Source organism: Neochlamydia sp. AcF65 (assembly GCF_018342435.1).
In the GTDB taxonomy this organism is placed as follows: domain Bacteria; phylum Chlamydiota; class Chlamydiia; order Chlamydiales; family Parachlamydiaceae; genus Neochlamydia.
In genome coordinates, this window is record NZ_JAEMUE010000065.1 from 1 (window position 1) to 18992 (window position 18992).

Here is an 18992-nt window from a genome sequence, read left to right on the forward strand (position 1 = left end):
CTCCCAAACATCTTTATTCAGGCTAAAAAAGCTTAATTTCTTCTTTAAATTGCTTTATAATCCTATCTTGAAGGCTACCTCCTGCTCTAAAACTCTTAAATTTTAGCCTATTTTCATTCTCACTAACAAAAATTTTTGGATTTCTACTTTTTTAGCTTACCATTAAAAGGAAATTTACATTTTTTCTTTTTAAAATTGATGCAATGATGGAGTTTTTTAGGGTAAATCAGGTTGGACTAGCTAATGCCTTTTAAAGAAACTCTGCCCATATAAACAAAAAAGAAATCAACCTTTTTCCCGCCTGGTTTTTTCCGTAAAAACAAACTTTTTATTAAGTGTGTGATTACACAAAAAGCTGCTTAAAAGTTTATAAGATGCGCCACAATTTCCTTTGCAACCAAGATATGGCTCGTTCAACTTGCCATCTTATTTGCCTAAATTGGAGCTACCCTTCTTTAGTCTTTTGCTCAAACTTTTCTCATCTGTGTAGACTCAAGGAAATTTTTTTTGTATTAGCAGTCTATTTAAAAGCTTTGCCCCCACAGCATTATAGCTTACAGGTTAAGAAGATTTAGCTTAGCTTTTCACAATGCGGCTCCTTCCTTTAATAAGCAATGTAGCTTACTAGGATCTGAAGTGGGAGGAAAACAGCGTTGTTGATAACAGACAAAGGCAGTGCCTGGGTCGCCTTCCTTACCTTTGTTTACAGGCAACTCTTGAGAGCTTTTATTAACCAAAGACACAACTTTGTGAGGGAGATATTCACTATAAATTACAGCAAGCAAGTTTTGAATTTTTTTATCTTGTACATCTCCTAGCAAGACGATTTGCTGCATTGAAGAAAGATAGCAATCAACTGCACATAGCAGGGTGCCATACCATTTAGGCGCTTGTTGCATTGCCGTGGCATGCAAAGAAAGAATTTGCTCAGCCATCTGATTATATTCCCTACGTTCATAATAGCTACCTAATCGAAGAAAAGCTAGGGCTGCATGAGCATTGCCAGCAGGAGTAGCATCATCATTAAAGACTTTTTTACGCACCAAAAGCGAGCCATGCGCTAGGGAGGATGCAAAAAAAGCTTTATCTTTAGGATCCCAGAAAAGCACTCTCATTTTTTCCATCATGTTTTGAGCCCTTTCCAACCAGTTTATATTAAAATCATATTCATAAAGATCTAGAAGGGCTAGAATATAGTTAGCATAATCTTCCAAAAAACCTGGTGTAGATCCTAAAGTTCTTCGCCATAAATGATACAATTGACCTTCGTGAATCATATTATTTTCAATAAATTGTGCTGCTTGTTGAGCGGACTCCAAGTATAACGATTCTCCTGTGATTTGGTAGGCTTTGGCTAGGCTGGAAATCAGCAAAGCATTCCAGTCGACCAGAATCTTATCATCTAAGCCAGGCCTGATACGTTTGTTGCGCTTCTCCAAAAGTATTTGACGATCTACAGCCAATTTTTCTTGCTCTTGAAATGAGAGGGCTTCTAAAGGCGAAAGAAGATGTAAAATATTTTTTCCTTCAAAATTTCCTTCCTTTGTTATTCCGTAGGTATGGCAAAAGAGCTGAGGATCTTGCAAACTCTCCTCTATTTGAGCAAGAGACCAAAGATAAAATTTTCCTTCCTCCCCCTCTGAATCTGCATCCTCAGCGGAATAAAAGCCCCCTAAAGGATCGCGCATCTCTCTTAATAAATATTGCAAAGTATGCAAAGCAACATCAAGGAAGCTTTTTTGCCTAGTAAGCTGATAGGCTTCCAAATATAAGCGGCTTAAAAGAGCGTTATCGTAAAGCATCTTCTCAAAGTGAGGGATTAACCACTTCTCATCGACAGAATAGCGATGAAAGCCCCCTCCTAGTTGATCGTAAATACCCCCGCGTGCCATTTGCTCAAGAGTATGGGTTATCATTTTTAAATTCTCTGGCTGGTCGTGGTGATGATATTGATGCAGAAGGGCAAAAAACGCTCCAGCCTGAGGAAATTTAGGCGCTTTTCCAAAACCACCCCATTCAGAATCGTAATCCTTTTGGCAGTCTTCTACAAGCCGCTCGAGAAGCTTATTAGAAAGAGAACCATGAAATTGTTGATGTTGGCTCTCTTCTTCCCATAAATATTGAAAAACTTTTTCCGAGGAACCAGTAAGTTTAGTGCGATTATGTTTCCATTGCAGGATGATTTCCTGTAGCAAAGAGCGAAACCCTGGCATCCCATAGCGGGAAGTAGGAGGAAAGTAGGTGCCTGCTAAAAAGGGTTTTAGATTAGGCGTCATAAAGATAGACATGGGCCACCCCCCATGGCCTGTCATTGCTTGCACGCACGACATGTAAAGACGATCTAGATCAGGCCGCTCTTCTCGGTCTACTTTAATGTTAATAAAATGCTTATTTAGTAGTTCTGCCACCTCTTTATCTTCGAAGGATTCTTTTTCCATTACATGGCACCAATGGCAGGCTGAATAGCCAATGGATAAGAAGATCGGTTTGTCTTCATGCGTGGCTTTTTCTAAAGCCTCTTTACCCCAGGGATACCAATCGACAGGATTATACTGATGCTGAAGAAGATAGGGGCTTAAAGAAGAAGCGAGATGATTGGGCATGTTAGACATTTTCACCTCTTAGTAAATAGTTGAGACTCATTATGAATAACTTTAAATCTATCTACAAAAAAAGAGAACCTTAAAATGTGGAAGAAAGCTTGCAGGCAAAGCTATTTTTCTAGGCTTAAATGCTCAATAAGCCATTGGCTAAAAGCTTCTGCTTCTTGATTTTTCCCCATCCAACGGGCGCGGTTGAACATGGTAAGTGCCATGATTAAGGTATGGTGCTGTCCAGCGCGATCTCCACTCTTTTTGAACTTATTATAATTGCGGGTAAGCACTCTAAGACTTTTTTGAACAGCTAGGGAATCTTTAAAGCCTAGCCGATTGGCAAAGTTCTTTGAATAAGCATTCATGAAGAACTGGCTAGAAGTATATAAATCAAAATATCCTTTAATTAACCCTTCTTTTTGCAACAAAGAACCTATATAGGTCGGCCTAGCTCCTGTTAAACGGGCAATCTCATCCACCTCGGTAACCCCCTTTAAAAATAAAGCAATAATTTGCTCTTTCTTGGATTGAGGATTGGGTGCGGAATCAGGAAAAATCTGCATTTTTACCTCTCATATTGCTTTAAAACAATTAAAAAGCAGCTAATTGCTTAGCTAAAAGTTTAGAAGATGTAAGCTTATATAATCTAGTTATTTATCAGTTTGAGGATCTTTCTACCTAGCTACAATAAAAAACTTTTAAAAGCCATTTTAAAAAATCTCTTATATGCTAAACGAATAAAATATCTAAGAAAAGAGCTCTGCTGCCTCTTAGCAAGAGAAAATAAAAGTAGGATGTGGCCGCAAAATGTATTTCGAACCCATCAAAATTCAATCCTCTAAAAGAAAGCTTAAACTTTTTAGCTCATCCAATTTTTGAAGTATCTTAAGGGTCAACATAAAAATCCTTAAGAGGATTGCTTGCTAATGAAACTGTGTATATGTCACACTTAAACTTTCCTAGGATTTTGAAATATCTATCTCTGTTGTTTTTAGATAAATTATTTAACGCTTTTGCCACACACATGTTTGTGGACAGGAAAAGCAAAAGGAGTAAATTTTTTCTAATGGCATTTATAACTCAAGAGCAAAACCATCAGATACTTTTGGCATTTTGGAAAAAATTGAAGAGCATTACAAAGCTCACATTTATTTCTCAAACGTACTCAAACGATGAAAAAGGATGGAATGGGCAAGGACGAGGGGAAGTGAAAGTAACAAAGCAAAGTCATACTCTATTAATCTTTGATGAAAGAGGAACGTGGCATAATCAGCAAGGAATGCAGTTTAATTTTTACAATGTATATCAATGGGGATTAGACCTTAAAGCTTGCAGAATCTCTTTAGAACATTTGCGGCAAGGAGCAAGCCGGCCAATCTTCCTCCTTCATTTAGTTCCTTCTAATCCACACCTTTTATCCTCTTTAAATTCCTACTTTTGTAAGCAAGATATCTATTCCGGTAAGGTTTATTTTGAACCCTTTGGCTTCCAGTTAGCCTGGAGAATAAAGGGGCCGCGCAAAGACGAGCAGATCGATTACTCCTATTTCTAATCGCTTATTTAAATAAGAAGCAAGTAATAAGCTTTTTCTAGCACTCGTTCATTCGTAGATTAAAAATTTTCCACGAAAAAAGCCTTTGCTAGAACAGAGAAAAGTATGACCCACTTTTCATAGCAGCTGTAATCACTTAAGATAGAAAAGATTTTTTTACCTTATTCTTTTTCTTTACAAAATTTCATAGATGCTACCCTAGCCAAGCTAAAAGTTAAAAAAATCTCCAGCCATCTTTAACTTAAGGAATTTTTAGCTGAATGTTTATCCAAACATAGAATACTTTAAGCCAGCAGGTGGAGCTCAACCAAATATGCTTAGTTCTTACCTTCCAACTATTAATCCCTGCCAACGTTCATAGATTGCAGCTTATACTGATATCGGCGAGGTAACCCTTTAAGTTATTTCAGGCAGCTATGCTCTCCTCCAAAAAGATTGCAAAAGTTTTGGCTGGCTGGCTCTTTCCACCCTCATTACCCAGATTTGTTTAGAAATTTTAAAAAGAAGCGTTCCTGAAGAACGGCCGACGGGAAGCAATCGCTTTTTTCCCTCAGACAACACAGCTGCAGCTTTTTTAGGCCCTGCCTTTTTGATCGTAAGATATGGCCATTCTATCCTCTCCCCAGCTGTTGCGTTTTCCTATCTTGCCGCTATAAGAGTAGCAATCGGCCGCGCGCTTATAAAAGCTCACTGGCCTTACGATGTGCTGGTAGGAGCTGCTTTAGCTAGTACGATCAGCTATCTAACAATACCCAGGCTTTAAAATCTTTCCTAAATAATTGATCAAATAATGCCCGTTGTTAGTCTTTTAATTATACGGTCTAAATAATCTTTGTTTAGATGGGTTAAAAGTGTATTAATCCTTATCGCCAGTCCTTTCTTTATAAACATGCTCTTTATTAAGCATAAGTATATGTTTGCATAAAGAGCTACTCAAAAGCCTATCATTTTAAATTTATTTTTAGACAGATAAAAGAACCTTTCATTGACCGCAATAACATGAATTTTATCTTTTAAGTAAAAATTTTAGAGTGTTGGCTTTGGATTTTAATAAAGGCTAGGCAAATTTATGATTTTTTGCTTAGGGAGAAATTTTCTATATTCCCCTTACCCTCAGCCATCCTGGCGTATCCCTACATACCTTGCAGGGATACGTTAATTGAAGCAGTAAAATTTTTGCTACTCTATTTAATTTTATAATAGAGGGCTAGCGCCTAGTAAATTTACTATATCTCTTTTTACTATTCTCTAAAAATTCTATCTACAACAACTTTTGAGCGTTTTCCATTGGAAAAGCTGATAGACAGCAGCTCCTCCCACAAGGGCATAAATTAATTTTGCTATTGCAGGGAATTGACCAAAGACAAACTCAACCAAATTAAAGTCGAATAACCCTACTAAACCCCAATTAAGACCTCCAACTGCTAGTAAAATTGCTGTAACAATGTCTAATGTTTTCATATTCTCTCCTTAGGTTAAGGTTTAAGCTCGTAAATCAACTTATATATTTGCTATTATAAATTCACTATTTTTTTTATAAGAGCAAACGAATTTCTTTGCTTGATCTCCTGTGACCTTAAGGTACCTTTTGCTTTCCACTTAGCTTAGATTAAATCTTAAAAATAAAATTGAGGCTTAAATAATGATCAAAAATTGCTCTTTATTTACAAAAAAGTATAAGGTGGCAAGGAAATAGAAAAATCAGCTTTAACAACTAGTTTTAAGATAGCTGACTAAACTTAAAAATGTTCTCTACCAAACGTATGTTAGGAGATTTTAAAGAAAGGAAAGCGCTAACGCTTTCCTTAAATTTTTTTTAAGTACCGCTTAAGAAAAAAGTGTTCTTCGGAAAGAGCTTTTCTATAGACATATTCGTCGTTTGAAGAAGCTAAATGCAAACTTTAAGCAAAACTAAATAAGCATTTTTATATATAAAGAAACAATCGATAAGCTTATTTAGAAGATGGTGGATAGCTAATATCCTTAGCAAACAATCCTTAGGAGCAGGCAAATATACAAAATAAGAAAAGCTCGGTTGTACAAATAAATAGCCGACTGCATTTTAGACATTCTCATAGCTATAGCAAAGAAAATCATAGAAAAATTGTACAATCCTTTCGACATGAGTTAGCGCAGAAAAAAATGAGATAAATTGAAAAAAAGTGCTGTTAATCTCTAACCCCTCTCTTCTTTAACTATTTATCTTTCTTACCTATTATCATTTTTTGCCATTCGCTTGCCTTTAATCGATATAAGACATGCCTTCTTAGCCAGTGGCCCTCTGAGATCCTGGGATGATTGAAGTCTTCAGCGGGATTATGATGCATTCCAATTTTTCTCATCACGGCCATAGAACGAAGATTTTGAGCAGCTGTAAATGAAACAATTTCACCAAGCTTTAATGTTTCAAAAGCATATCTAAGGCATGCCTCTGCGCCTTCTGTAGCGTATCCCCTGCCCCAAGACTCATAAGCTAATCTCCATCCTACTTCTGTACAAGGAGCAAAATGAAGAGGAAAAGTAGGTTTATCCACTGTATTCAGACCTATAAATCCAATAAACTTCTGTGTATCTAGACGAGAAACGGCCCAGCATCCCCAACCTTTTGCCTCAATCTTAGCTTGCATGCGCTTTGCCATTTGATCGCTTTCTTCCTTATTTAGCCTATAAGGAAAATATTCCATAACGCGCTCATCGGCATTTAGTTGAGCAAAAATTTCTAAATCATTTTCTATCCAAGAACGTAGAATAAGTCGTTTTGTTTGGATGACTATTTTACTTGCCATATATTTCTGTTAATCGCTTTTGAACTATTTCTTGAGATACATCTTTCTATCTAGCCCTTTAGATAGGAACTGTTTCCTCATTTTTTCCTTAGCTTCCAAAGAAAAACACATACCTTTGAACCATTTTTTTAACATAGATGGTTCATCTTTTTTTGAATAGCCGATCCTTCTTTTGCCTTAGCTCCTGTTGGCTTCTCACCATGTAGCCAACCTAGGCCGTTTTCTATAGCGAGCTGCCTGCATGGCTGAGGGTTGTTCGTTCTAGCTTTTGCTCCACATTTTTCCCAAATATGGGCCACCTCATCTGTTTTCCCCCCCCCCCCCCCCAGCAAATGATCAGCTATGGCTGTGCCTCCATTTTCCAGGCTAGCATATTGGGCAGACACTTTTTGTCCGCCTTTGTAACTATAGCGGGTTAGCATTTCATAAGTAACACCCAATACATGAATTGCACGGATTTCTGCGTTTCTGTAGAATAAAGTAGGTTTTGGAGTTATGGCTAATACACACAAAGCACATTTAACCCTAGATATGGATCCAGAGGAACATGCGTATTTAAAAATAGCTTGTGCTAAGTTAGGGGTCACTATGCGGCAATTCATGCTTCTTGCAACATTTGAGAAGATGGAAAAAGTCGAGGATGATTGGCTGGCTGAAAAAGCTTATCAAACTCTAAAGCGCATTGAGGGTGGAGAGGAAAAAACATCTTCCTGGAAGAAAGCAAGAGAGCGTTTAATATGAAATTGAAATCTCCGAGAGCGCCGAAAAATTCCTTAAGAAAGTTCCCAAAACAGATCGCTCTAGAATTATGGAAAAAATTGGCATGTTAGCAGATGATCAGATGCCTTCAGGAAGCATTAAGTTACAAGGCCAAAAAACTGCTTTATATCGCATACGTTCGGGAGATTATCGTATTGTGTATTCCATCAAAAAAGTGTTCTAATCGTCCTGGTTGTTGAAATTGGACATAGGCGAGAGGTGTATCGCTAGGTTGTGGGAAGAACCAGCTGCTCGTGCTCTAAGGCAAATTTTCTCAAGCTTATGTCATAAAATTAGGATAACTATAAATGTCTAAATTAAGTTTTTTTACCCCTATAACTTATCAAACTTCTCCAAAGTCTACTGCTCTTTTCCTTCTTGAGAAGGTAGATAATTATTTTTATTTAGGGGGAAAGAAGGCTCAGGTAATTCAAGGTCGTACAAAAACAGGACAAGAAAAAGTTATTCTCTCAGAGACAAGATCTTCTGTCTTAGCAAGAGTGGGAAGATTTCTTTCTTATTTTACTATCATTATTCCGCTCATCATGCTTATCGCAAAGACTGCTTTGCGCTCACAGCATAGTTTTAAGCTCATCGATCCTAAGCAAAAACTTGAAAAAGGGATAAATATTTCAGAGGTTACAGCAGCCAAGATCCAACAACTTATTCCCAAGATCATTAGCAGAGAAGATGATGAAGCTATAAAATGGCTAGCAAAAGGAAATAATTTAGTTTTCAGAATTAAAGAAACCTCAAATGTTGTTTATAAAATGGCTCGCCCAGGGATTTCAGTTTTTCGAGGTGGTAAGTGGCTAAATTCTAAAGCCATTAGTAATGAGCGCTTTGATAATATGATTGAAGCGAAGAAGGTATGCTTAGCTAATGACTTAGGTCTATTAATTATACCTCATGGCAGAAAATTTGATGTTGAAGTCAGCGGAGTAGCTTACACACTCATTGCTGAAGAGAGTCTTGACTTTAATCCTAATGAAAGTGCACAGGAAGAACTTTATCATACATACTCTAGAGAATTAAATGAAACAGCACGCCAACTTGCCATCTTCGTAGCAAAGACAGGTTTTAATGATGTTACCTGGCGCAATATTCCTATTCTAAATGAAATTCCTGAGTTTCATGGCCCTAGACGTGTTGCTCTTATTGACCTTGAGCATATGAATAGTGCAATAAATGGTTTCCTTGGTTACTTTAACAAAAATGGTTTTCTTGGTGACTTTAACGGAAGTCGTGGTTTGGTTCATTGTGTATCGGAGGAACAGATCGACATTGTAATTGCAGAAGCTCGTAAACAAGGAGTTGCCATCTCTACAGTGCAGGCAAAAGAAGCTAAGGCCCGCCGTTTAAAAGAATTTGAAGATGACAAGCGGTTGCGTACTCTTTATACCGACAAAGGTGTGGTGACCGGCAAAGAGCCTATACAAGTTGACTTAGCCTCTTTGGGCTTAGATTTAACCGAAGAAAGTGATTTAAAATGGGAAAAGCAAACTGTTACTTTAAGAGAAGTCGCAGAAGATGTTATCGCTGAAATGAACAGACTTATTCAAAATAGTTCTGACCAAGCATCAACTAAAGGTAAGCGTTACTTTGTTTTAAACACAAGCAAAGATCCTTTTAGTATATATAGCACCCTTGGACTTCCTTCTGCTAAAGTGTTCATTACTGAGGAAGAAGAAAAGCAGCTGTGGCTGCGTCGTATTGTTCAAGCTCTGGTTGATAAAGGGCATATATTTAAACTGGACCAAGTCAACGGGCATGGCTATTTTATTCAGGCTTAGCCAGAAAAGGATGGATACAGGCAAAGCTTGTATCCATAAAAAATTTAGCCTTACACCTGAGAGGATCCAGTTTCATCTTTAGTAATGCTACGTTAATCTTTATTTCCATTTTTCCATATAAAAAATTTCATTTTCCTTTCCATCATTCACAGAAGAGTACAAATGTGCTAAACTACAGGAAAGGAGGGAAGGTATGACTGCACAGCAACATCATCACGAACATGCAAGAATGACCATAGATATGCCCTATGAAGAGCATAAGAGACTTAAAGCTATGGCAGCTTTTATGGGAGTCACTCTTAAAGACCTTATTCTTAGTTGTCTTAGAGATCATTTGCTTAGTGATAATGAACCAAACGATAAGACATTAAAAGCCTTTAAAGAAACGGATGAAGGAAAAGATTTAGTGCGTTGCAAGAACTTCAATGACTTTATTGATAAGCTTGGTCTCAAATAAATGCTCAAAATTTCTTATCGCAACCAATTCAAAAAAGAATTGCATCAACAAGAAAAACGAGGAAAAGACATGAAAAAATTCTTCGAAGTAGCTGAGAAGCTTGCTCGCGAAAACCTCTCAGACCAAAATACAGAAAACACAGACTCTTTGGAAAGTTTAAAGGGCAGTGGGAATGTCATATTGAGCCTGGCTGATTGCTTGTTTATCTCAAAACTGAGGAAGAGATCATTTTGAAAGAACCGGAACGTATTCTAATCTCTTTAAATAACTACCAAAGGCCGTCAATGAAACTTTCTCTTGAAAGAATATATTCAAGAAAAGCTCTTCTTCCTTCTAGGATGGCCTTAGGACGCATTCCATGCTTCCATGAAGCTTTTCTCTGAATAGCTGATCCTTCTGTTATCTTAGCCCCAGTTGGCTTTCCACCTTGTAGCCGGCATGGACAGTTTGCCCTAGCCGGCTTGCCTACGCGGTTAATGGTTATTCGTCCTAGCTTTTGCGTCGCATGTTTTCTCGAACATGGGATACCTTGCTTTATTGTTTCAACCTCAGTCTTGCTCAAAAGCGCGCATGAGTACTGGTAAAAAAGTAGGACAACCTGGAGTTGAACCAGGGGCCGACGGGTGATGAGGGCGGGAGAACACCGACATACCCAATATTATTCAGCCGCTAGGCGTAATAGCGGCAAAGGATTTAAAACCAAAAGGCTATTGAACTCTGCGGGATTTTGTTGGGAAAATCTGCATGTCAGTGAACCGCGCAATCAATTCCTTATGCTATGCATGACCTCCGTGCGTGCCTGGTTGCCCAGTAAGCCATTAAAAATTTTTCGCGACTTTTCATGTTTTTGTTTCCTTATTTCTTTATTTCTGGTATTTTAAAAATAAAGAACGATGGAGGGGAATTATGTCTGCAAAAGGTCATATGTCCAGAATGACTATAGACGTTCCGGAAGAAGATCATAAAAGGCTTAAAGCTCTTGCCGCAGTTTTAGGTAAAAGCATGCGGGAGATCATTATTGGATGGATACACGAACATCTTTATAGTACCAACACTCCAAATGCTGAGACCCTTGAAGCTATAAAACAAATTGAGACGGGCGAAAATCTAGTTGAAAGCGACAATATCGATGATCTCTTCAAAAAACTCGGTATCTAGATGCTTAAACCTATTCATCTACGCCTGTTTGAAAAGGAAGTAGCCAAAACAAAGAAACGAGGCAAGGATATAGAGAAACTCAAAGAAGTGATGAGGCTTTTAACTTTTGAAGAACCGCTGCCACCAAAAAATCGCAATCATAAGCTAAAGGGTGATTATGTGGGTTACTGGGAATGCCACATTGAGCCTGATTGGCTACTGGTCTATAAAAAGACAGAAACGGAAATTATCTTTGCAAGAACAGGTTCTCATTCGGATCTTTTTTGAAGTGAAAAACTAATTTTTATACGATGATTATGATGAATAAAGGCGTGGAAGTTATCACAAATTATCAAAAGAAACATCTACTGGAGGAAACTTGGTATCATCTTACCATCCTTTAAAATCAAAATGCCACCATTCAGTTGAGAGTCCTTAAAGCCCGTGCTTCATCATTATCTATCTAAGCAATCCTCTGTTATAAACCGCAAATTCTAAAACGTTGGAGTAATCGCTGTGTGCTCTTTCTGTAAAATCATCAAAGTCTTTGTTGGCATTTCTAACTCATATCTATAACCATCAACCAAAGTAAGATTAGCAGCTGCCCATCTAGACCGATACCTCAGGCCATTCAAGACTCTCCAATAACAACAGGAAGGGGTTCATCAATAAGAACCCATTTTTTATCTTGATCTGCCTTCTCAAACAATTGCATGTATCCGCCCTTCTCCTCCCAACTTTCAGTAGTAACGACTAATAGCTGTAAATGGCTTTCCATGCTGTTAATAGCAATACAGTAACCATGGGAAATAAATGCTATGAGAAAATAAATGGCTGTGAGTAGTTTCACTTAAACATTTCTGAAACATCTTTAAGATCTTTTTCATAATGAAGATAATTGACATATGCTCTCTCGACTTGCCAATCACCGCCCCATTTCCAACCTCTTTTAGTAAAGGCTTTGTAGCAAACCGTATCTGGACAAATCATACCTTTAATACGGTTTCCTTTATCGAGATAGGGATGCTTGTTTCGGGGATGAGTAGTCATCCTCTGCAATAAGGGGTGTAAAGAGGATTAATGTCGATTGCTAACCCGTAACTATGCTTTGAAAAAACATTCGTGACACCAGCTATCAGGCGAGAGCAAAATGAATAGCTATTGTTACCTTGCGCAGACCATTAATCAATGCCTTCTTAAACGCCTACGAGCATCATTTTTTTTAAATGAGGCAACCTTAATGCATATTTTCGTCAAATTCCCAATAGCTAATGGAAATCTACCGTGAATCTTCTATGGGCACAGGATTATTTTTCTCTCCAAGAATAAAACATCTGTTCAAAAATTTGGGTTGTAATCGGTGAAATTATTCTCTCAAAAACGTTCGCAATCAATTGATAAAATAAAGACAAAAATTAAGCGATCAAATATCTAAGCATTGTTTTTTTTCCTTAAGGTGCGTGCTGTTCGATAAATCCATTTACCCGAACCATTCCATTCCGGATCAGATAGGCTGCTAATATGGATGTAAGGAGCATTTTCCGCGACGGTAGCATGAATAAATTGGCCAGATCCTATATACATTCCCACATGGCGAATTTTATCCTCACTTAAGCCAAAAAATATCAAATCACTAGGTAGCATATCGTTTATTTCGATTGGTGCCAACCCTTCCCACTTAACCTGATCCTTAGCATCTCTTGGTAGATACACGCCCATTTGACGATATAACATTTGAACAAAGCCAGAACAGTCGTATCCGAAGCTAGAACGACCTCCCCATGTATAAGGCAATCCTAAAAATTGGAGGCTAAATGGCACAATCTGATCACGACTAATGACAGCCTGATTTAAGATAATGTCGCCACGTTGAATAAATGCCTCGCGCTCATCAAACATAAGAACCTTAACCCACCGGCTATTGTTGTCATTTCCGAGATCGATAACTTTTAAGACACTTTCAAATGGGATTGTCAATATAGGACCGTAGATCGTATCGGGTACATGATAAAGATGCGCCATACAACGATTGACCTTTGCAGTTGCACAAGAATTTTCATAAAAATTGTTTTGCTCGTGACAAAGCTGATTACTCTTGACCCAGCCTTGGTAATGATCTATTGTTGTTTCTACTTTTGTCCAATCAAGGTTTTCTTCAATCACATTCACTTGCTCTGAGAAATATGCCTGAGAAACAATTTCAGACGTGTCCTTCGGAAGTTCTCTCATATTGGTGACGGGAACGTTGATGTAGTGAAACAAAAGTGTAGAAGCCAAAAACACACAATTCATCATTTCATGCTCCATTCCATTTTTGCTACAAATCTTATCATTTGGGATTCGCCACTTACAAGATGTTTTTGACTGAGCATGCTAAAGAGATGTTTTTTCTAGATGAACTATCATGCCTTTTGAATATTCTGGAAAATCGCTATAGTATCTGTTCTTTAGTTGCGACCATACTTTCCAGCATTTAATGCATTTTGAAGTCTTTTCTTTAGCCATACCATTGAGAAGAGGTCTATCAAACAACCATCTCTCAAGTTCATTAGATTCTTGCAAATCAGTCGAGCCATGAAGCCAACATCTCGAACTTTTGACTCCCCACTGAGCATCCGAAAGTTGTTCAAAATCAAGTTTATCCTTCTGTGCTATAATCCAAAAATCGCGAAACTTCTGCAGCTCCGATTTCAGGTCTAGTAGTATAGATTGTGCTTCTTCTATAGATCTATTCATGCCCTTTCCTTCACTTGTTGATCCATGGTTCATATTGAACCTCTATGCATTCTGCTCCAATGCTTGAGGTATCTCCTGAGTATTTATGATTTCTTGTACAGCTTCGGTTTTCTTGAGATTAAACTTCTTTACAATACCCTCTGAATCGTGCTTGGTCATTTCAGCTTGTATATGGGTATAGCGGTCTAGCATTTGCAAGGTTCTATGCCTCATGGCTGTTGATAATTCGATAGTGCTAGCCCCTTGCTTAGATGCTTCTGTGGAATAGGTGGGGTGTAAATCATGAAAGTGTACGTCGTCCAACCCTGCTTTCTTTGCTACTACTTGCCAAGCTTTTTGATAACAATCTTTCCGAAGGCTGTCTTACTCGCAAATAGCAGGGGTTGAGTTGGATTGTCGATTATGAGTAAAGCCCTTTCCTTCAAAAGAAAGTTGCTATTCAGGTGAACGAGTGCATAAACTCCTAAGCGTACTTTCCAGTATTCCAGGTGTCGAAGCACATCCTTGGCAGACTTTAAGTGATCCAAGATTCCGCCAGCCTTGTAGCGATCGACTAGCTCCAGGAACGTGCCCTGGTAATTGACTCGATCAGACTTATACTTGCCAGCTTTGATTTGCCGTTCAACAGCTTGCGCCCAGTCTTCCGCTCCCTTATTTAGGATTGAGTGGTTTTAGGATCATAAAGGACCTAGCACCTGAATACTTCAAAGAACAACCAAAAAATAAACAGAGAAAACTGCTCAAACTTTTTTGTCAATGGGAAATCAGGGAAAAATCTTCGACGAAATGAAATTTAGAAATGAAGGAGATGGGATCTACGCTTTTAAGCCCCAACCTGATCGTTATCTTGGCTTTTTCTTCAAAAGCAAAAAAATTATAGTGACGAACGCTTTTGTAAAAAGTTGCGCAATAGCAAAAAGGCTGTTATGGAGGTATTGCGGAAAAAGTGGAGGCGGGTAGACGCATTCAGAACTTTTGATTAGAAAAAGCTTGCTTTAATCTTGCCAGTTCTTCCTGAATATAAAAAAAATCTATAAAGCTGGGTTTATAAAAATGCGAAACATCACGAATATAATTTAGTTAAATATTGTGAATAAGTAATTGCTAAGGAGACAAATTTTTAGCAATAACTTAAAAGCGAAGAAGAGTCATGAAATTTTAGAAGCTGTGGAGCTCAAAAATAAAGGGTCAGCAATATTTTACACAGAATTGCTGGCCACATGCCCTTAATTTTATAAAAAATTGAATTAATCGTTAATTATCAATTCAAATTTGCTAGTAGGGTATATCCGATGATGAGGAGTATAGTTCATTTCAAGAGCATATATTGTACAACCACTTTTTAAGTTTGATTCAGCTATTGTAATATCCACTAGCTGAGTATCTACGAGTGTTGCGGTTGGAACACTTTTACCGTCGCTAATAAGCCGCAACCTCGGCCTACAAAATTCTCCCAGCTCTGCAATAATATCATATAAATTTTCAACTTTTTCTTTGGAGGAGATGGAAATAGTTTGTACTAAATAACCCTTGCTATCAACTTTTAGAACATTAAAAGCTTTTTCTGTAATAAGATAATTAGTCTTCAGTTGTTTTTTGAATGAACTTTCTTCTTCTTCTCCTGGCAAGTAATGTCCACTATATCGAAGCATGCTTTGAATTTTGCCATCTTTAATAAAACATAAAGCAGCAAAAGCTACAGGTTTTCCACTAAAAAATGATGAGTGATGAAAGATGCCTCTTTCTTTAGGGGCGATAAACATACTTCCCAGGCGATCCATTACAATCATTTCGCCATCACCTGTTTCAGTATCTAAGGGTTTGCTAGAATTATATAAACTAAGATCTGTGTTATAAAATAGGCCGTTTATTATATAGACTTGTTTATCTTCAAGACCTTGTTCTGTAAAATATTTTATTTTTTCATCAGCATACCATTTATTCATGCTTTTTAACTTAAAATTTGGCTCTGAAAATTGAATCTTAAAATACTCTTTATCGGTCAGTTTTTCTTTGGACTATTCACTAGCAACTTGCTGTAGGATATTAATGTATCTTCTTCTGAAGTGAAATTCGTCATAAGCATGCTTTTCGAATGAGGTTTTGATACCGACAACTTCATTTTGCTTAAAACTTGCAGAATGGTTTGCAACTTAACCGGCTGGATTCACTTCTTCCTCCTAGCTATTTAGAATTAATAGCTTATAATTTAATATAAGACAATATTATAAATATTAGCATGATCTTACGATTAACTAAAGAATTACTTGACATTCTATTTGAACCTGCGACCAGCGGGTTATGAGTCCGCAGACTTCTCACACTTCACAGCAGTTATTCGCTGCCCAAAACAATAAGACAGCATGATTACACTCTTAATTTCAATTACTAAGTGTTGAGATTTATTGATGCAAATAAGATGACAGTGTGCCGCCAGTGGGCCGCCAAATTTCATTTTCTGACAAATCGTAAAAAAAGTAGTTGTCGCAGGAATTTTCTCACGATAAAATGTCTTTTTCTTTAAATAGCAAAACCTGATTTATGTATGAGAATAAAAAAATTAAAAGAACATCTGCAAAAATAAGATCAAGACTCCTTACTAGATGAAATCTTGACGCTTTACAAAACTTTTGACTTTGTAAGGGAATACTATGATTCTCGTTTAGAACCTCGTACACCCTCTGATATAGTGCAAAAATACAAGAAAATTTTGGAAGAACAGTTTTGCCCCAAAAAGGGTTTTCCTGAGCTTAAATATTCAGTGGCAAGAAAAGCTATTAGCGATTTCAAAAAAGTGTGCGCTGATTATCTAAGTATTCTTGATCTTCAGCTCACTTATGTTGAATATGGGGTTAAATGCACCTTAGATTATGGGGATATTGACGAACGATTCTATAATAGCATGGAAAGCATGTTTGAAAAAACCTTGAAAGACATGGAAGAGTATGGGGTCCTAGAAAATTTTCAAAAGCGTTGTTTAAATATCCATGCTCAAACTCAAGATATGGGATGGGGGTTTGGGGACGCCATTGAGGGCTTGTACAAGGATTTTTTTGAAAAAATCCCTTAAATTCCTTTTATAATTACACTTTCAGCGCATGGAAATTTATGTTGCCTGTAAAAATGGTTCATTAAAAATCAAAAAAAAATTGGAAACATTATTTAAAGAATTTAACCAAAAAATTGAAGATCGCCTTGCATTGAAAATTATCGAGATGCTTACAATTAAGTCGGAACGAGGTATTACTATTTACAAGATACGATGACTATACCATTTAAGGCTAAGTGTATCCAATTAGCCAGCAAATCCCCGCTGAAAATAGATGAAATTAGTGCGATTATTGGTATGGGCGACGGAGAAAATTGCGAATACGATAGGTTTGCACAAGTGAAATGGAAAGATAAAGAAACACTTTGTGTACCATTGAAGCAGATGAAAGGTATTAATGTTGGTAATAAAATCAAGTAAGCATGAGAGGATTGGCCTTATTGGATTTTTCAAGGATATTATTTTTAATCACGCCCTATTGCATATTATCCCAATCATTGCTTGGAGAGGATAAATCAGATAACATGAATCAAATCATCAGACATGGAGCTTATGGAGTTATATTTCAAGATTCCCAAATTCTCCTCACTCAAAAGCAATCAGGACCTTATGAGGGATTATGGGGGCTTCCTGGGGGTGCTATTGAATTCGGTGAAACGCCAGAAGCAGCCCTTAGACGTGAGCTACTGGAAGAAGCTTCTATAGCCATTTCTAAGTTAGAATTTTTAAGTATAGTAACCTCTACTGGCCACTATGCTAATAACGGTGTTCTATATGGATTCCATCAAGTTGGCCTTCTTTATAAAATATTAGGTTGGGAGAAACAGCCAGGCTTAGTGCCTCAAGAAGAAAACCGTTGGGTTAAGCTCACTGACATCCTTCAAAAGGAATTAACTCCATTTGCTCTTCATGCGATCTTTAATCTACCAACAAGTGAAACATGGAGGCCTCATAACAGCATTAGGGGCAAAGTAATAGGTCTTGCAAAACACGAAAATCAATTGCTTGTCTGCGAGGTACTTAATGGTGATGGCCTTTTAAAAGGATGGTGTCCCATCGGAGGTAGTATTAAATTTGGTGAAAGTGCTGAAGAGGCTCTAAAGCGCGAAATTTATAAGAAGCTTGGATGTAATCTCGTCATTACAGGTGAACCTATAGTCTGCGAAAACATCTTTGAACATCAGGGGATTAAAAGACACGAAATTATTTTTACCTTTCCCATTAAGCTTTCAAATGAAACAATCTACACGAAAAATCGTTTTCAGCTTTATGAAGATAGAAGAGGTGCTCATTGGGTAGAATGGATTCCAATTGATCGGTTTGAAAGAAGTGAAGCCCTACTATTTCCTTCAATTATAGTAGACAAAATCGCAGAGATCTAAAGTCACTTGATTGCAAGAACTTCAATAAATATGTCGATTTGTTTAAGGAGTACTAATCGCTGAAAATCGATACAAAGTTACTCTTGATATGTGTGTACATGTTTTACAGAGAATTCAGGCAAGGAGATGGAGTCCTTCATTGATGCTTCGCCATGAAAGTACTTTGCATAGGCATTTCTATTCGAATAGTAAGCCATTAAATCCTTTTCAGGATTAAATACAGAATTTTTGCCTCATGCTAATGTATAAGGGCATTTTTTTAAATAATGGGATCGAAGAAGTACAAAAGCTTTTCCTACTATAGAAATAATTTGTCCTGGACAGTACTTGACCTGACAAACATGAGTTACCTGGCAGGTACTATTTCTGTCAGTTGTAACTTATCTAACATCTTTTCTTGTGCAAGATGTTTGGCATCTAAGAATGTTTGTAAAGGCGTCTTGCCAAAACAATACTTTCCTGTATGTGTTCTCTCATTATTATACTCATTCATCCATTTATCCACATCCCCTTGTAATTCTTCAACATTTTTAAACACTTTCTTCCTAAAAGCTGTGGCATAAAATTCGTTCTGGATGGTCTGATGAAACCTTTCGCAGATTCCATTGGTTTGAGGATGCCTGGCTTTAGTGCGAGAATGGTCAATGTCTTCAATGGCCAGATAAAGTTCATACTCATGATGCTCTCTTGCTCCGCAGTACTCTGTACCACGATCGGTCAATATTCTTAAGATACGAATATCTTGCT

General features: G+C 37.4%; 19 protein-coding genes and 7 pseudogenes. 13 read left to right on the plus strand and 13 right to left on the minus strand.

What is annotated here, in order from left to right:
• Positions 1–584 precede the first annotated feature (584 nt).
• Together NEOC65_RS07950 and NEOC65_RS07955 are read right to left on the minus strand one after the other, a co-directional pair.
• A complete protein-coding gene (locus NEOC65_RS07950) occupies positions 585–2612 on the minus strand; it encodes a thioredoxin domain-containing protein (RefSeq protein ID WP_213156204.1) in 2028 nt (675 codons plus the stop codon).
• A 101-nt stretch (positions 2613–2713) separates the two neighbouring features.
• Positions 2714–3157: a hypothetical protein gene (locus NEOC65_RS07955; RefSeq protein WP_166154310.1), complete on the minus strand. Its 444-nt coding sequence runs from the start codon at positions 3155–3157 to the stop codon at positions 2714–2716.
• 503 nt (positions 3158–3660) lie between these two features.
• Here NEOC65_RS07955 and NEOC65_RS07960 point away from each other — a divergent pair.
• Both NEOC65_RS07960 and NEOC65_RS09730 read left to right on the plus strand, forming a co-directional pair.
• On the plus strand, positions 3661–4146 hold the full coding sequence (locus NEOC65_RS07960; protein ID WP_166154308.1) for a DUF6314 family protein: 486 nt from the start codon (positions 3661–3663) through the stop codon (positions 4144–4146).
• Positions 4147–4639: 493 nt separating this feature from the next.
• Positions 4640–4909 carry a phosphatase PAP2 family protein gene (locus NEOC65_RS09730; RefSeq protein ID WP_349305303.1) on the plus strand — a complete coding sequence of 90 codons (270 nt, stop codon included), beginning with the start codon at positions 4640–4642 and terminating at the stop codon, positions 4907–4909.
• 494 nt (positions 4910–5403) lie between these two features.
• Here NEOC65_RS09730 and NEOC65_RS07970 read toward each other — a convergent pair whose 3' ends face one another.
• From NEOC65_RS07970 to NEOC65_RS07980, 3 genes are all read right to left on the minus strand, one after another.
• Complete coding sequence (locus NEOC65_RS07970) at positions 5404–5607, minus strand: DUF378 domain-containing protein (protein WP_166154306.1); 204 nt, start codon at positions 5605–5607, stop codon at positions 5404–5406.
• Positions 5608–6341: 734 nt separating this feature from the next.
• The gene (locus tag NEOC65_RS07975) at positions 6342–6932 is read right to left on the minus strand and encodes a GNAT family N-acetyltransferase (RefSeq protein WP_166154304.1); all 591 of its coding nucleotides are present in this window, start codon (positions 6930–6932) and stop codon (positions 6342–6344) included.
• 128 nt (positions 6933–7060) lie between these two features.
• Complete coding sequence (locus NEOC65_RS07980) at positions 7061–7318, minus strand: hypothetical protein (protein ID WP_213156205.1); 258 nt, start codon at positions 7316–7318, stop codon at positions 7061–7063.
• A 109-nt stretch (positions 7319–7427) separates the two neighbouring features.
• Here NEOC65_RS07980 and NEOC65_RS07985 point away from each other — a divergent pair, with 109 nt between their 5' ends.
• The 7 genes and pseudogenes from NEOC65_RS07985 to NEOC65_RS08010 all read left to right on the plus strand — a co-directional run bounded on the left by NEOC65_RS07985 (position 7428) and on the right by NEOC65_RS08010 (position 11366).
• Entirely contained in the window at positions 7428–7673 is a 246-nt protein-coding gene (locus NEOC65_RS07985; protein ID WP_166156745.1) for a hypothetical protein, read from the plus strand.
• A 7-nt stretch (positions 7674–7680) separates the two neighbouring features.
• Positions 7681–7875, plus strand: a complete 195-nt coding sequence (locus NEOC65_RS07990) for a type II toxin-antitoxin system RelE family toxin (protein WP_349305249.1) — start codon at positions 7681–7683, stop codon at positions 7873–7875.
• 124 nt (positions 7876–7999) lie between these two features.
• Entirely contained in the window at positions 8000–9484 is a 1485-nt protein-coding gene (locus NEOC65_RS07995; protein WP_166156742.1) for a DUF648 domain-containing protein, read from the plus strand.
• A 193-nt stretch (positions 9485–9677) separates the two neighbouring features.
• Positions 9678–9941, plus strand: a complete 264-nt coding sequence (locus tag NEOC65_RS08000; protein ID WP_166156739.1) for a type II TA system antitoxin, ParD family — start codon at positions 9678–9680, stop codon at positions 9939–9941.
• A gap of 119 nt (positions 9942–10060) precedes the next feature.
• A pseudogene (locus tag NEOC65_RS09820) lies at positions 10061–10135 on the plus strand (type II toxin-antitoxin system YafQ family toxin); the annotation flags it as partial.
• Between the two features lie 739 nt (positions 10136–10874).
• Entirely contained in the window at positions 10875–11099 is a 225-nt protein-coding gene (locus tag NEOC65_RS08005; RefSeq protein WP_166156736.1) for a type II TA system antitoxin, ParD family, read from the plus strand.
• Entirely contained in the window at positions 11100–11366 is a 267-nt protein-coding gene (locus tag NEOC65_RS08010; RefSeq protein WP_166156733.1) for a type II toxin-antitoxin system RelE/ParE family toxin, read from the plus strand.
• A 343-nt stretch (positions 11367–11709) separates the two neighbouring features.
• Here the strand turns inward: NEOC65_RS08010 and NEOC65_RS08015 are convergent, their stop codons facing one another.
• The 6 genes and pseudogenes from NEOC65_RS08015 to NEOC65_RS08040 form a co-directional block, all read right to left on the minus strand.
• Positions 11710–11928, minus strand: coding sequence for a hypothetical protein (locus NEOC65_RS08015; RefSeq protein WP_166156729.1), 219 nt, complete (start codon positions 11926–11928; stop codon positions 11710–11712).
• Positions 11925–12217: pseudogene (locus NEOC65_RS08020) on the minus strand (M15 family metallopeptidase). Before NEOC65_RS08020 ends, NEOC65_RS08015 begins: the two are co-directional and overlap by 4 nt.
• 292 nt (positions 12218–12509) lie before the next feature.
• The gene (locus NEOC65_RS08030) at positions 12510–13100 is read right to left on the minus strand and encodes a C40 family peptidase (RefSeq protein ID WP_249299124.1); all 591 of its coding nucleotides are present in this window, start codon (positions 13098–13100) and stop codon (positions 12510–12512) included.
• Between the two features lie 72 nt (positions 13101–13172).
• Positions 13173–13385: pseudogene (locus tag NEOC65_RS10060) on the minus strand (SH3 domain-containing protein); the annotation flags it as partial.
• A 66-nt stretch (positions 13386–13451) separates the two neighbouring features.
• A complete protein-coding gene (locus NEOC65_RS08035; protein ID WP_166156721.1) occupies positions 13452–13814 on the minus strand; it encodes a hypothetical protein in 363 nt (120 codons plus the stop codon).
• 42 nt (positions 13815–13856) lie between these two features.
• Positions 13857–14147: pseudogene (locus tag NEOC65_RS08040) on the minus strand (hypothetical protein); the annotation flags it as partial.
• A gap of 364 nt (positions 14148–14511) precedes the next feature.
• On the opposite strand from NEOC65_RS08040, the pseudogene NEOC65_RS10065 reads away from it, so the two are divergent.
• Positions 14512–14774 (plus strand): annotated as a pseudogene (locus NEOC65_RS10065) (type II toxin-antitoxin system RelE/ParE family toxin); the annotation flags it as partial.
• 287 nt (positions 14775–15061) lie between these two features.
• Here the strand turns inward: NEOC65_RS10065 and NEOC65_RS08045 are convergent.
• A complete protein-coding gene (locus tag NEOC65_RS08045; RefSeq protein ID WP_166156718.1) occupies positions 15062–15760 on the minus strand; it encodes an IQM protein middle domain-containing protein in 699 nt (232 codons plus the stop codon).
• Between the two features lie 653 nt (positions 15761–16413).
• Here NEOC65_RS08045 and NEOC65_RS08050 point away from each other — a divergent pair.
• The 3 genes and pseudogenes from NEOC65_RS08050 to NEOC65_RS08060 all read left to right on the plus strand — a co-directional run.
• A pseudogene (locus NEOC65_RS08050) lies at positions 16414–16884 on the plus strand (DUF6155 family protein); the annotation flags it as partial.
• 183 nt (positions 16885–17067) lie between these two features.
• A pseudogene (locus NEOC65_RS08055) lies at positions 17068–17283 on the plus strand (calcium-binding protein); the annotation flags it as partial.
• 104 nt (positions 17284–17387) lie between these two features.
• Positions 17388–18245 (plus strand): NUDIX domain-containing protein, encoded by an 858-nt coding sequence (locus tag NEOC65_RS08060; protein ID WP_166156709.1) that lies wholly within the window; start codon positions 17388–17390, stop codon positions 18243–18245.
• Between the two features lie 346 nt (positions 18246–18591).
• Here NEOC65_RS08060 and NEOC65_RS08065 read toward each other — a convergent pair.
• A partial coding sequence (locus NEOC65_RS08065; RefSeq protein ID WP_213156097.1) for an integrase core domain-containing protein occupies positions 18592–18992 on the minus strand: 401 nt, incomplete at its 5' end.